Consider the following 14,261-nt stretch of genomic DNA (forward strand, 5'->3'; position numbering starts at 1 on the left):
TTAAAATCAATCAATAATCTTTTCACTTAAAGTGAATCATTAATCAAAAATATGAATTATGAAAACAATCATTTTTATCTTATGTATGACAATGGCACTGCCAACAGCACATGCGCAAACAAATTCAAACACTAAAGTAACGGTTAATTATTCTAGTGATGATACCGATAAAGGATATAATATCAATATTTCTGTCTCCAATACCGATGATAATTATAGATTAAAAGCAAGTTTTCCTTCTGATAAAACAGATAAAGTAAAAAAGTTTTTAAAAGATCATTTAGATGCAAAGATGTCCAAAAGCTATGGAACTTATGAATGGAACTATTTGGCTAAGGGAGAAGATGGGTATAAAGTGAAACTTAAAAAAGGAAAATTATCAGTCTTTTTAGATAAAGATGCAGTTTCTATTGATTTGGTAGAAGATCTTATTGATGCTTTTGATGATCTAAGAAGCTTAATAAAGGATAACTAATACAATGAGTTTTGTCTCAACAGCTATAAAAATTGAGATCATTTTAGAGATGAGCTTTATCTGTGATGATAAGGCTCATTTCTTAAGATGGTAAAACCTCTGTAGAGTTGTTCGATAAAAAATAAGCGAATCATTTGATGAGAAAATGTCATTTTGGATAAAGAAAGTTTTCCATTCGCTCGATTATAGACTTCTGGACTAAATCCATATGGCCCTCCTATAACAAATATTAATTGTTTAATACCACTATTCATATGTTTCTGTAATAGATCAGCAAAACCTACAGAGTCATATTGCTTTCCATTCTCATCCAATAAAACTAGCACATCAGAAGTGGTTATTTTCTGCAGGATCAATTTTCCTTCTTTGTCTTTTTGTTGTGCTTCACTAAGATTCTTGGAATTTTTGATATCAGGTATAATGTCAAAAGAAAACTTGATATAAAAACCTAGTCTTTTAATATATTCTGCAGTAAGATCCTGTAATTGTTTATGATCTGTTTTGCCAACTGCAATTAATTTAATAGTCATTTGTATTGATTATTTATGCACTTTGTAGTTACTACTTCATTCTTCCAACTACTTTTCCTACTTTAGCAAAAATAACCATTCAATATGATTACAAAGGCTCAATTCGACAACGAAATTGAATTAATTATTGCTAATGCTATTAGAGAAGATGTAGGTGATGGAGATCATAGCTCTCTTGCTTGTATTCCAGATGCAGCAACTGGCAAAGCAAAACTTCTTGTAAAGGATGAAGGAATATTGGCAGGAGTAGATTTTGCTAAGAAAGTATTTAACTATGTTGATCCAAATATGGAAATCGAAGTGATGATCGAAGATGGATCCAAAGTGAAATATGGAGATATTGCCTTTTATGTTTCTGGAAGCTCTCAATCTATTCTTAAGGCGGAGCGACTTGTATTGAATGCAATGCAAAGAATGAGTGCTATTGCTACAAAAACAAATCATTTCGTGCAACTTCTGGAAGGAACGGGAACTAAAATTTTAGATACTAGAAAAACAACTCCCGGAATTAGAGCTTTAGAAAAATGGGCTGTAAAAATTGGTGGTGGTGAAAATCATAGGTTTGCTTTATATGATATGATTATGCTAAAAGATAACCATATTGATTTTGCAGGAGGAATCACAAAAGCCATAGAAAAGACAAAAAAATACCTGACTGATACCAAAAGAGATTTAAAAATAATTGTAGAAGCTAGAAATCTTGAAGAGATTCAAGAAATACTTAAAACACCTGGTGTCTATAGAATCTTGATTGATAACTTTAATTATGAAGATACTAGAACAGCAGTAAAGCTTATCGGAGATACTTGTCTTACTGAATCTAGTGGTGGTATTAATGAAAATACAGTTCGTAAATACGCAGAGTGTGGTGTTAATTATATAAGCAGCGGTGCGTTAACGCATTCGGTATATAATCTAGATTTGAGTTTGAAAGCAGTATAATATATGTCTAAAGAAGTCGAAGATAAACTCCATAAAATTCCGATTATTAATCTTTTTGTTAAAATCGGTAAAAAAGTAATTCTTCCGGGCTTCGAAGGACTATCATTATATGATTTAGTAGAAATTTATTCCATCGGTATCGTAAAAGGTACATTTTCGGCAAGAGCAAGTTCTATATCATGGAGTTTTTTCTTATCTCTGTTTCCCTTTTTACTTTTCTTACTTAATTTAATTCCTATAATTCAGATTGATGGTTTTCAGGAAAATTTCTTCGAGTTTATTACCTCTGCTTTACCCAATCAATCAAAACTTTTTTTTGAAGGGATTTATAAAGATATCTCCGATACACCAAGAACAGGTTTATTATCTACAGTTTTTGTTTTATCGCTGTTTTTAATGACGAATGGGATCAATGCAGTTTTTTCGGGATTCGAATACTCCTATCACGTAACGCTGAACCGCAATTTTGTAAAGCAATATATAGTTGCCTTAGGTGTGTCTTTAATTGTGGCATCATTGTTGCTTATCACGGTAATAGTAACATTATATTTTAGTTACTTGTTAGAAAATTTAAAAGAAATAGGAGTAATGGACAATACTGTTTTTTGGTTACAATTTGGAAAATATGGATTATTCGTACTGATGATCTTTCTTATTGTAGCTACTTTGTTTTATTTCGGTACTACTGAAGGTAAAATGAATAGATTCTTTTCTCCAGGTGCTTTTATGACCACCATTCTAATTATGGTTACGACCTATTTGTTTGGTATTTATATAGATAATTTTTCTAACTATAATAAATTGTATGGTTCTATAGGTGCAATGCTAATTCTAATGGTATACATTTGGCTCAATGCTAATTTACTTTTATTAGGATTTGAATTAAACGCATCTCTTATTAAATTGAAGAAGAATTTTTAATATTTTAGCATCATACAAACATTTAATTTAATAAAAATGAAAAAACTAAGCTTATTATTTATTCTTTTAGCAATTGTAGGAACTACTCAAGCTCAAGTGAAGGTAGGAGATGCTACACTTCCAAATACAGTAACGTTTAGCGGAGAAGACCTTTCTATAAATGGAGCTGGATTAAGAGAGAAGTTCTTTTTCGATATTTATGCTGGAGGATTATATCTTAAGAAGAAAAGTGCTAGTGGGAATACGATAGCGGCAGCCGATGAAACGATGGCAATTAAATTGCATATTTTATCAGGAATGATGTCTAGAAGTAAAATGGCTGGTGCCTTAAGAGATGGATTTAAAAAATCTACAAATGGTAATACAGCACCTTTAGATGATAGAATTAATACATTTATTGGTTTCATAAAAGATGAGATCGAAGAAGGTCAGATATATGATATAGTATATGAAAAAGGAAAGGGAAGTGTGATCTATAAAGATGGTGTAGAAAAGGGATATGTAGAAGGTTTAGACTTCAAAGAAGCACTTTTTAAGATATGGATTGGAGATAATCCAGCAGATAAAGGGTTAAAAAATGAAATGTTAGGTGCTTTTTAGGGTAAAATGCTTATTTTAGCGGTGAAATACACAATTTAACGTTTTTTTTTGAAAATTGCTATGCGCGCATAACAGATTTTATTACTTTTGAAACTTGATGGAAAAATTGATATTAATATACCCCAAATAAAACTTTGACAAAGATGAAGAATATTACTTTATTAATTGTAGCGTTAATTTCTCTAAATACAGCTACAGCACAAATTAGAGTAGGTAAGGCTGTTTTACCTTACGAAGAGAACTTTGGCGATACGGATCTGAAGTTAAATGGTGCGGGGATGCGCGAAATGTTATGGATTGATCTATACGCTGGAGGGTTGTATTTACAAAAAAAGAGTAAAGACCCTAGAGCGATTTTGGATGCCGACGAAACAATGGCTATTAAACTAAATATTGTTTCTGGATTTGTTACACAAAAGAAAATGATCAAAGCAGTAAGAGATGGTTTTAATAAAGCAACTTTTGGCAATACAAAAACGTTAGATGAGAGAATCAATAAGTTTATTAAGTTTTTTAATGAGCCTATTGTGAAGAACGATATTTTTGATATTGTATATATAAAGGATAAAGGCGTTCACTGTTTCAAAAATGGAAAAAAACTAGGAGAAATAGAAGGACGTGACTTTAAATATGCATTATTCAAAATATGGTTAGGTGATGAACCTGCTAGTGAAGGAATCAAAAATGGAATGTTAGGATTACAATAATTCTAATTCCTTAATGATAAACATAAAAGCTACCTGAGCTCAGGTAGCTTTTTTAGTATCACATATTTTTTTAATATTATAATCTAAAATAAATACTCAATATGAAATTATCTCAAATCATTATTAGCTGTTTTATATTACTATCAAGTTTTGTAAATGCTCAAAATGGAATTATTGGAAAATGGAAAACAATAGATGATACTACTGGAGAAGCCAGATCTATCGTAGAAATCTACAAAAAGGGAGATAAAATTTACGGAAAGATTGATCGAATTTTAAAGGAATCGGATAGAGGACAATTATGTAAAGAATGTGAAGGAGAAGATTATAATAAACCTATCGAGGGTATGGTTATTATAAAAGGTTTAACAAAAGATGGGAATGAATATGAAGATGGAACAATTTTAGATCCTGAAAACGGAAAGGTGTACAGATGCAAAATTTGGTTAGAAGAAAATGATCCAAACACTTTAAATGTAAGGGGTTACATTGCCTTTTTATTTCGTACTCAACAGTGGGTTAAAGCATAGTGTGTTTCTTAATGGTTTAATGTTTAAACAAAATTTTAACATTTTTGATTGTTAGTTTTTAAAAAAATACAGAACTAAGACTTTGTAATTTTTAAAAAACTAAATCATGAAAAAAATAATTACCCTATCTATATTACTGCTAGTTGCAACAATGGCTACAGCTCAAATTCGAGTTGGTGATGCTGTAGTTCCTTATAAAGTAAATTTTGAAGGAGAAGAACTTACCCTTAATGGTGCCGGAGTTAGAAAAGTACTTGGCGTAGAAACATATTCAGGAGGTTTATATACCGTAAATAAATATACAGATGATAGAAAAGTTTTAGATGCAGATGAGAGTATGTCTATTAGATTAGTTATCAATTCTAAAAAAGTAACTAATAAAAGAATGATCAAAGTGTTTAGAAAAGGTTTTGATGATGCTATGTTTGGAAATACACAAAGTTTGGATGAAAGAATCGATAAGTTTTTAGAACTATTTGGTAGTAGTACGCAAATCAATGATTTCTTTGATCTTGTTTACATAAAAGGAAAAGGAATAAGAACGTATAAGAATGGAGAAGAAATCGGATATATAGAAGGAAGAGATTTTAAATATGCGTTATTCAAAATTTGGTTGGGAGATGAGCCAGCGTGTAAATTAATTAAAGGAGGAATGTTAGGTCAAAACGGATAAAATAAATTTACCCCAAAATCAAGCAAAAGCCAGGTCAATTGATCTGGCTTTTGTTGTTTATAATTTGGCTAAAGATGTATTTTTGTATGAATCAAAAATGTCGATGCAGTATTATATAGATGTAATTCTTCCTATTCCTCTTCATAAAGAGTTTACGTATAGTGTTAATGAGAGCGAGGCTCATTTCCTAAAACCAGGAATGAGAGTAGCTGTACAATTTGGTAAAAGTAAAGTGTATTCTGCATTGGTAACGAACATTCATCAAACGGCTCCTCAGGTTTATGAAGCTAAAGAGATCGAGCATATTTTGGATGAGGTTCCTATTGTAACAAATGATCAATTACAACTTTGGTCTTGGATATCAGAATACTATATGTGTTCTAAGGGAGAAGTAATGAGAGCTGCCTTACCTAGTGCATTCTTACTCGAAAGTGAAACTATTATTCTTAGAAATGATTCACATGCAATAGATGAACAAGAATTAAAAGATGATGAGTTTTTATTGTACGAAGCACTGCAGCATCAAAGTTTACTTCGCATACAGGAGATAATGGATATTGTAGGGAAGAAAAGTGTACTTCCACTTATAAAAAGGCTTATAGAGAAAAATGTAATTACTGTTCAGGAGGAGATTTATGAGCAATACAAACCTAAACTAGTTCGGTATGTTAAATTACAGATTGCGTATAGTACTGAAGAAGCATTACAAGATTTATTAGATTCTTTAACAAGAGCTCCAAAGCAAAAGGAAGTGTTAATGCATTTGTTTATGTTGCAAGCCAAAACAAATAAAGCTATTAAAGTAGCAGACCTAATTAAAGTAGCTAATAGCAGTACTAGTATTATTAAGACCTTAGTTGATAAAGGTATTTTAGAAGAGTATCACAAGCAAACCGATAGAGTAGAGTATACGTCTAATATTAGTGTTGCTAGTAAAGAACTGAATTCTTTTCAAAAACAAGCATTAGAGCAAATACAAAAACATTTACTGGAAAAAGATGTCTGTTTGTTTCATGGGGTTACTTCTTCTGGTAAGACAGAAGTATATGTAAAACTAATAGAAGAGCAAATTGCAAAAGGAAAACAAGTTTTGTATTTGTTACCCGAAATAGCCTTGACCACGCAACTAATTAGTAGATTGCAAGAATACTTTGGTGAAAAATTGACCATATACCATTCAAAATATTCGGTAAATGAAAGAGTAGAAGCTTGGAATAATGTAAAAGAATCTAAAGCAAAAGCACAAATAGTTATTGGTGCTAGATCTTCAATCTTTCTTCCATTCACAAACCTTGGGTTAATCATTATAGATGAGGAGCACGAAAGTTCGTTTAAGCAGTATGATCCAGCTCCTAGATACCATGCAAGAGATACAGCAATTGTACTTTCCAAACTATTTAATGGTAAAGTAGTTCTTGGATCTGCTACTCCTTCTTTAGAATCATATTATAATGCCAATCAAAAAAAGTACGGATTGGTTACTCTAAATAGAAGATATGGCAATGTATTGATGCCAGATATTAATTTGGTAGATCTTAAAACGAAGTACAAGCGTAAAGAGATGAAAGGGCACTTTAGTGATACCCTATTAACAGCTATCGAAGAAGCTTTAAAAGAAGATGAACAGGTAATTTTATTTCAAAATAGGAGAGGGTATTCTCCTGTTGTAGAATGTAATACTTGCGGCCATTCTCCGCAGTGCCCTAATTGTGATGTTAGCTTAACATATCATAATTATAGAAATCAATTGAGATGTCATTATTGCGGATATCATATCGCAATGTTGCAAAAATGTCTTGCCTGCGATAGCCCTGAGTTAACTACAAAGGGTTTTGGTACTGAACAGATAGAAAATGAACTTAAAGAGCTTTTTTCAGAACATCATATTGGTCGAATGGATCAGGATACTACAAGAGGAAAGCATGGATACGAAAAAATTATTACCAAATTCGAAAATGGAGAAATTGATATTTTAGTAGGAACTCAAATGCTTACAAAAGGACTTGACTTTAGAAATGTAACTTTGGTGGGTATTATGAATGCGGATAATTTGCTGAACTTCCCTGATTTCAGAGCACATGAAAGAAGCTTTCAATTAATGCAACAGGTAGCTGGTAGAGCCGGTAGAACCAGTAAGAGAGGAAAAGTTCTGATACAGACCTATAATCCTTTTCATCAAATTCTTCAGCAGGTATCTATTAATGACTTTGAAGGAATGTATAAAGATCAGATGGAAGAGCGTTATCAATATAAATATCCTCCATTTTACAGGATTATTAAAATAACAGGACGTCATAAAGATTATAATAGAGTTAATGACGCTACAGCTTGGTTTGCTAAATCTCTTAGAATGAGTTTTAAAGAACATGTTTTAGGGCCCGAATTCCCTCCAATCTCCAGAATTAGAAACCAGTATAATAAAAATATATTGGTTAAAATACCAGCAGGACAATCTCTAAAAAAAACAAAGGAAGTTATTAAAAAAATTGAGAACTCATTTAAAAGTATTAGAGAGTTTTCTGGAGTACGGATAATTATCAACGTCGATAATTATTAATGCTCATTATTAGGTTTCATTAAATAAAAAATCCCATCACTTAGAAGTAACGGGATTGTATATTTATTATACTTTGTTTTATCCGCTTAACGCCTCTATCAAAGAATGTTTTTTATGTCTACTTAGCGGTATTTTTTCATCCGCTATTTCTATGTTACGACTGTTATAACGTTCTACTTTATCAAGATTTACGATGTACGATTTGTGTATTCTTAAAAAACGATCGCTTGGTAATTCTGCCTCAAATGATTTCATCGTAGCCAAAACCACAATAGGATCACCATCTTCCATAATTAACTTTACATAATCACCTAAAGCTTCAACATACTTTAATTGATTTAAAAATATTTTTCGTTTTTTCAGATTACTTTTTACAAAGATGTAATCATCATCCTCTACAGAAGCTTGTTCTGAATTTAAACGAGACATGCTAAGTGCTTTCTCTACAGCTGCATTAAATCGATCTTTTTTTAGGGGCTTTCTTAAATAATCGATAGCATCGTAGTCAAAGGCTTTAAAAGCATATTTTGTTTTTCCAGTAACAAATATGATATGAGGTTTGTTTTCCAGATCATCTAAAAGATCAAAACCGGTGAGTATTGGCATTTCGATATCTAGAAACAATAGGTCGACCGGAGTATCTAATAATCCGTTTTTTGTCTCAATAGCATTGTTCCACTCAGCCACTAATTCTAGTGATGAGTGTTCATCTATTAATTTTACAATTGCGAGTCTTTGGAGACGTGAATCGTCTACTACTGCGCATTTTAATTGAGATTGTTCCACTTGCATAGGTTAATATTCTATACAATATTAATGAATATATATTATTTCCACAAACATTTTACGCTTTTTATCGATAAAAAATGTGTTTCATCGAAATGAAAAATTCCGATGTTTTTTTATTTTAAATGTCATTTTTTAGAATCACTTTAATTACAGTTACTTGTAAATAATTTTTATGGTCTATAACGCTAAAAAGATTTTAAAATATCCCTTAATTCTTGTTTCTTTTGTCTACTAATGGGAATGGCCTCGTTTTTAATTTCCAAATAACTGGAGGTAAAACGTTCTATTTTTTCCAGATTTACGATAAATGATCGATGTACTCTAAAAAAGTATTGTTTTGGTAATAATGATTCTAAGTAAGTCATCGTGCCAGTTACAACCAAAGGAGAGCTTTTTTCTAAATGAATTTTTGCAAAATCTCCCATTGCTGATACGTATAAAATGTCTTGTAAATAAACCTTATATTCTTTTAAACCGCTTTTTATGAATATCGAAGGGCTGTTTTTTTCCGCTTCGATTTTTTTATGAAAATTTTCGGCTTGTAAAAGTTTATCTATGGTGATAGAAAAACGACTTGATTTCAAAGGTTTTTTTAAAAAATCTATCGCATTATAATCGAAGGCTTTATGAGCATATTTCGATTTTCCAGTAACGATGACAACATGAGGCTTGTCTTTTAAATAATCAAGAAGATTAAATCCATTTAGTACAGGCATTTCTATGTCGAGAAATAATACATCCGTGTGTACATCTAGTAATCCATTTTTTGCTTCGATGGCGTTGCTCCATTCCCCTACCGGTTCTAATTGGGGTTGTTTTCTGATTAATTGAGTTATAGCAAGACGCTGCATATTAGAATCATCTACTACTGCGCATTTGATTAAAGGTTTTTTCATTTTATTAGATTTAGGATGTTACAATAGTACTCAAAAATTATCTAAACTTAAATGAATTTGTGTATTTTATCGATGAATTGTGTTTTTTAACGATAGATGGATAATTTTTACATTTTTGATAATACTTTTTATTTACTCTCTTGTTGCGTTTGTTGAATATTTTAAAAAATAGTATTACTTTTGCAGCCAATTTTAATTAAAAAATAGATTTTTTATGAATCATTATGAAACTGTTTTCATCTTGAATCCCGTTTTATCTGAAGAGCAGATAAAGGAAACAGTTAAGAAATACGAAGACATTCTTGTTTCTAACGGTGCCAAGATGATATCTAAAGAAGACTGGGGTCTTAAGAAGTTAGCTTATGCAATCCAGCACAAGAAAAGTGGATTTTATCACTTATTTGAGTACACCGTACCAGGAGAAGCTATAAACACCGTAGAGGTTGAGTTCAGAAGAGATGAAAGAGTGATGCGTTATTTAACTGTAAAATTAGATAAGCATGCAATCGCTTGGGCTGAGAAAAGAAGAAATAGAAACAAACAAAAAGCTTAATTATGTCATCGATAGAACAACAAGCTAAAGGAAAAAAAGATGGAGAGATCAGATATCTTACTCCATTAAATATAGATACTTCTAAAACGAAGAAATATTGTCGTTTTAAAAAATCAGGAATTAAATATATTGATTATAAAGATCCTGATTTCTTAATGGCTTTTGTAAACGAACAAGGGAAATTATTGCCTCGTCGTCTTACAGGAACATCTTTAAAATATCAACGTAAAGTAAGTGTTGCTGTAAAAAGAGCAAGACACTTAGCATTAATGCCATACGTTGGAGATTTATTAAAATAAAATTCGTCATAACATTATGGAACTTATATTAAAGAAAGACGTTGAGAATCTAGGATTCGCAGACGATGTAGTAGAGGTGAAGAACGGTTATGGACGTAACTTTTTAATCCCAGGAGGATATGCAGTATTAGCTACTCCATCTGCTAAGAAAGTATTAGAAGAAACGTTAAAGCAACGTGCTTTTAAAGAAAAGAAAGAAATTGAAGATGCAGAGAAATTAGAGAAGAAAATAGCTGCTTTAGAAATTAAAATCGCTGCAAAAGTTGGAACAGGTGATAAATTATTTGGTTCTGTTTCTAGTGCTGATGTTTCTGAAGCTCTAGCTAAAGAAGGTGTTGAATTAGAGAAAAAATTCATCACGGTACCAGGAGGAACAATAAAACGTCTTGGTCAGTACGAAGCTTCAATTCGTCTTCACAGAGCTGTTATTACTCCACTTACGTTTGAAGTTATAGCACAAGCATAATACTAAATCGGTTAATAAACCAGTTTATAAGAATATAAAAACCGCTCCTTTGGAGTGGTTTTTTTGTTTATTTTCATTGTATTCACACAAAAACGATCAATCAATGAAAAAAACTCTTATCACTCTAGTCTTTGCCTTATTGGCAATTACTATTCATGCTCAGGTAACGACATCCAATATTTCTGGTTTGGTATATGATAGTGCCAATCAATTACTACCAGGAGCTAATATCACTGCTGTTCATTCGCCTACTGGAACCACTTATGGCGGAACAACCAATTTCGATGGTAGATTTGATCTTATTAATTTACGAGTAGGAGGACCCTATCGTGTAACAATTAGCTATGTTGGATTTAAGAAAAAGGTATTTGATGATGTGTATCTTCAGTTAGGGCAAACGTACAATATTGATGTGGTTATGATTGAAGACGCTAATCAATTAGAAGAGGTTGTAATCACTACGAATAAAAATGCTACGTTTAGTAGCGAAAGAACAGGTGCTGAAACCAGTATTGGTAATAGAGAAATAAAATCGTTACCGACGATTACCAGGTCTGCAGCGGATTTTTACCGTTTAGAACCAACAGCTTCGAGTAATGGTTCTTTTGGAGGAAGAAATGATCAGTTTAATAATTTTAGTTTAGATGGTTCTATTTTTAATAACCCTTTTGGATTAGATGCTGCAACTCCTGGTGGCCAGACCAATGCGCAACCTATTTCTTTAGATGCTATTGATCAAATTCAAGTCTCTACAGCTCCTTATGATGTTACACAGGCTGGATTTACCGGAGCATCGGTAAATGCTGTTACCAAAAGTGGTACGAATGAATGGAAAGGTACTGTATATGGTTTTTATCGTAATCAGGATTTAACAGGAGATAAAGTTGGAGATGATGATATTATAGTTCCAGATTTGACCCAAGCACAATATGGTTTAAGTATTGGAGGACCGATTGTAAAAAACAAATTATTCGTTTTCGCAAACTTCGAGATAGATGATCGCGAAGATTTAGGTTCTAATTTTTTAGCGGCCAGACCTGGATTAACTGGTGCGAATGTATCTCGTGTTTCTGCAGAAGATTTAGAATTTGTGTCAAGAAAATTAGACTCATTAGGGTATCAAACAGGACCTTATGAAGGATATACGCATAATACAGAATCAACAAAAGGAATTCTAAAACTAGATTGGAATATTAGTGATAATCACCGGTTAGCTTTAATTTATAACTTTTTAGATGCTTCTAGAGATTTACCTGCAAATCCAGAAGCAATTGGCAGAAGGGGACCTGATCTTACTACTTTACAGTTTAGAAATTCTGGTTACACAATTAATAACAAGATTAATTCCTTTTTAGTAGAATTAAATTCCAATTTTGGAGGAAATATCTCTAATAAATTTCAGGCAGGTTATACCTTGTTTGATGATAGTAGAGATCCTTTTTCTGCGCCAGCTCCACCTATTAATATTGCACAAGATGGTGTGCGATATATTGTCGCCGGGCATGAACCGTTTTCTATAAATAATAGATTAGAACAAAAAGTATATCAGGTAACTAATAATTTAAATATTGTAACCGGTAAACATACAATTACTCTAGGAGGAAGTTTCGAAAGATTTGAGTTTGATAATTCTTTTAATCTTGGAGTCTATACGTATTTTAATGCCGATGGTGGGGTGGGTACTTTTGCGCCAGATTTTGATAGCGTAAGGATTACACCTGGTTCTACGAATAGTTTTGAACAAGCTGTAAATAACGGTCTTATTACAGAAGCGCTTGCGAATGCTAGAAATGTATTCGATACCAATAATTCGACAGATAATTGGGCGTTGGCAGAAACAAATGTTGGGCAATTGGCTTTTTATGCACAGGATAAATGGAGAATGAGTGACAAGTTTACGTTAACTTATGGGATTAGAGTGGATCAACCACTATTTTTTGATACCAGAGATAAAATTGTCGAAAATATCGAAAGAGCAGCTGGTGGAGAGTTCCCAGATGGGAATTACCAACCTGGAATTACTTATTTTGATGAAAATGGAAGCCCAACTAATTTAAATAGCTTAGACTTACCTTCTAAAAAATTATTAATTTCTCCTAGATTAGGATTTAACTATGATATACTAGGAGATAAGACATTGCAAGTAAGAGGAGGAACAGGGATTTTTACGGGGCGACTTCCTTTTGTATGGATAGGGAATCAAGTGGCAAATCCAAATTTCTTCTTTTACACTACGTCTTCTCCAGATTTTCAATTCCCTCAAGTATTTAGAAATAGTTTAGGAATTGATTATAAGTTTAAAAATGGTTTGATTGCATCCACTGATATTATTTATACCGAAGATATCAATGCGCAAATGGTTCGTAATTTTGGATTAGCGACACCTTCTGGAACATTAAATGGAGCTGATAGTAGACCAATATATTTGGCATCTGATAGGGCTGTTAATGAGTTTGGAGGAGTTACAAATGCCTATGTTTTTACGAATACGAATGTAGGACATTCTTTTAACTGGTCATTTAAATTACAAAAGAGTTTTAAGAATGGATTATTTGCCAGTGTTGCTTATAACTTCTTAGAAGCTGAAGATGCAAGTTCGCTTGATGCAGAAATTTCGAGTGATGCTTATGATAGAAATCCGGCTCTTGGAAATGTAAATCAGGCGATAAGTACTGCATCTAGATATGGGGATAGACATAGAATTGTGGGGCAATTAAATAAATCTTTCCACTATGGAAAGAATAAACAATGGAGAACATCATTAGGGACTTTTTATGAATATGCTCAAGGCGGAAGATTCTCTTACACCTATTCTGGAGATATCAATAATGATGGATCGGTATTGAATGATTTGATTTATATTCCAACACAAACAGAATTAGGGACTTATAACTTTAGTGGAACTCCAGCAGAACAAGAAGAGCAAAGAGCTGCGCTAGAAGCATATATCCAACAGGATGAGTATCTTAGAGGAAGAAGGGGGAATTATGCTGAGAAGTATGCAATTTTAAGTCCCTGGCGAGGAAGATGGGATGTAAAACTTTTACAGGATTATAATTTTCAAATAGGTGATAAGACGAATACAATCCAATTAAGCGTTGATATTCTAAATTTTGGAAATTTGTTAAATTCTGATTGGGGTGTGATCCAGATACCAGTAAATGATCAGCCAATTGGTGTTACTGTGGATGCTACTAATACACCAACCTATTCTTTTGACACTTCGCAGACAAAGACATTCGCAAATGATTTTAGTTTAGACTCTAGATGGCAAGCACAAGTTGGTTTGCGCTATATATTTAATTAAAACCATTGTATTCAGA

15 protein-coding genes are annotated in these 14,261 nt (G+C 32.3%); 12 read left to right on the plus strand and 3 right to left on the minus strand.

Translation table 11 applies throughout. The features are described from left to right. Nucleotides 1–58: 58 nt before the first annotated feature. Nucleotides 59–475, plus strand: coding sequence for a hypothetical protein (locus tag Q1A73_RS01360; protein ID WP_299600686.1), 417 nt, complete (start codon nt 59–61; stop codon nt 473–475). 56 nt (nt 476–531) lie between these two features. Here the strand turns inward: Q1A73_RS01360 and rlmH are convergent, their stop codons facing one another. After that, a complete protein-coding gene (gene rlmH, locus Q1A73_RS01365) occupies nt 532–1,005 on the minus strand; it encodes a 23S rRNA (pseudouridine(1915)-N(3))-methyltransferase RlmH (RefSeq protein WP_299600689.1) in 474 nt (157 codons plus the stop codon). An 84-nt stretch (nt 1,006–1,089) separates the two neighbouring features. On the opposite strand from rlmH, the gene nadC reads away from it, so the two are divergent. The 7 genes from nadC (at nt 1,090) to priA (ending at nt 7,935) form a co-directional block, all read left to right on the plus strand. Continuing rightward, nucleotides 1,090–1,947 carry a carboxylating nicotinate-nucleotide diphosphorylase gene (nadC, locus tag Q1A73_RS01370; protein ID WP_299600691.1) on the plus strand — a complete coding sequence of 286 codons (858 nt, stop codon included), beginning with the start codon at nt 1,090–1,092 and terminating at the stop codon, nt 1,945–1,947. A 3-nt stretch (nt 1,948–1,950) separates the two neighbouring features. Beyond that, nucleotides 1,951–2,868 (plus strand): YihY/virulence factor BrkB family protein, encoded by a 918-nt coding sequence (locus Q1A73_RS01375; RefSeq protein ID WP_299600693.1) that lies wholly within the window; start codon nt 1,951–1,953, stop codon nt 2,866–2,868. A 36-nt stretch (nt 2,869–2,904) separates the two neighbouring features. After that, on the plus strand, nt 2,905–3,468 hold the full coding sequence (locus Q1A73_RS01380) for a chalcone isomerase family protein (RefSeq protein WP_299600695.1): 564 nt from the start codon (nt 2,905–2,907) through the stop codon (nt 3,466–3,468). A gap of 143 nt (nt 3,469–3,611) precedes the next feature. Further along, nucleotides 3,612–4,175 carry a chalcone isomerase family protein gene (locus Q1A73_RS01385; RefSeq protein ID WP_299600698.1) on the plus strand — a complete coding sequence of 188 codons (564 nt, stop codon included), beginning with the start codon at nt 3,612–3,614 and terminating at the stop codon, nt 4,173–4,175. Nucleotides 4,176–4,276: 101 nt separating this feature from the next. Further along, on the plus strand, nt 4,277–4,705 hold the full coding sequence (locus Q1A73_RS01390) for a DUF2147 domain-containing protein (RefSeq protein ID WP_299600699.1): 429 nt from the start codon (nt 4,277–4,279) through the stop codon (nt 4,703–4,705). A 106-nt stretch (nt 4,706–4,811) separates the two neighbouring features. After that, nucleotides 4,812–5,378, plus strand: a complete 567-nt coding sequence (locus tag Q1A73_RS01395; RefSeq protein ID WP_299600701.1) for a chalcone isomerase family protein — start codon at nt 4,812–4,814, stop codon at nt 5,376–5,378. A gap of 103 nt (nt 5,379–5,481) precedes the next feature. Continuing rightward, nucleotides 5,482–7,935 carry a primosomal protein N' gene (gene priA / locus Q1A73_RS01400; protein WP_299600703.1) on the plus strand — a complete coding sequence of 818 codons (2,454 nt, stop codon included), beginning with the start codon at nt 5,482–5,484 and terminating at the stop codon, nt 7,933–7,935. Nucleotides 7,936–8,013: 78 nt separating this feature from the next. On the opposite strand, the gene Q1A73_RS01405 is transcribed toward priA, so the two are convergent. Further along, nucleotides 8,014–8,727: a LytTR family DNA-binding domain-containing protein gene (locus Q1A73_RS01405; protein WP_299600705.1), complete on the minus strand. Its 714-nt coding sequence runs from the start codon at nt 8,725–8,727 to the stop codon at nt 8,014–8,016. 182 nt (nt 8,728–8,909) lie between these two features. Continuing rightward, nucleotides 8,910–9,620: a LytTR family DNA-binding domain-containing protein gene (locus Q1A73_RS01410; protein WP_299600707.1), complete on the minus strand. Its 711-nt coding sequence runs from the start codon at nt 9,618–9,620 to the stop codon at nt 8,910–8,912. A gap of 214 nt (nt 9,621–9,834) precedes the next feature. Here Q1A73_RS01410 and rpsF point away from each other — a divergent pair, with 214 nt between their 5' ends. The 4 genes from rpsF to Q1A73_RS01430 all read left to right on the plus strand — a co-directional run bounded on the left by rpsF (nt 9,835) and on the right by Q1A73_RS01430 (nt 14,245). Next, complete coding sequence (gene rpsF, locus Q1A73_RS01415) at nt 9,835–10,173, plus strand: 30S ribosomal protein S6 (RefSeq protein ID WP_299600709.1); 339 nt, start codon at nt 9,835–9,837, stop codon at nt 10,171–10,173. Then, nucleotides 10,173–10,472: a 30S ribosomal protein S18 gene (gene rpsR, locus Q1A73_RS01420; protein WP_174412104.1), complete on the plus strand. Its 300-nt coding sequence runs from the start codon at nt 10,173–10,175 to the stop codon at nt 10,470–10,472. The genes rpsF and rpsR overlap by 1 nt, the downstream gene beginning before the upstream one ends. A 16-nt stretch (nt 10,473–10,488) precedes the next feature. Continuing rightward, the gene (rplI, locus tag Q1A73_RS01425; RefSeq protein WP_299600712.1) at nt 10,489–10,938 is read left to right on the plus strand and encodes a 50S ribosomal protein L9; all 450 of its coding nucleotides are present in this window, start codon (nt 10,489–10,491) and stop codon (nt 10,936–10,938) included. A gap of 103 nt (nt 10,939–11,041) precedes the next feature. Beyond that, nucleotides 11,042–14,245 (plus strand): TonB-dependent receptor, encoded by a 3,204-nt coding sequence (locus tag Q1A73_RS01430; RefSeq protein WP_299600714.1) that lies wholly within the window; start codon nt 11,042–11,044, stop codon nt 14,243–14,245. Nucleotides 14,246–14,261 lie beyond the last annotated feature (16 nt).

This window comes from uncultured Aquimarina sp. (assembly GCF_947492115.1).
Taxonomy (GTDB): Bacteria; Bacteroidota; Bacteroidia; order Flavobacteriales; family Flavobacteriaceae; genus Aquimarina.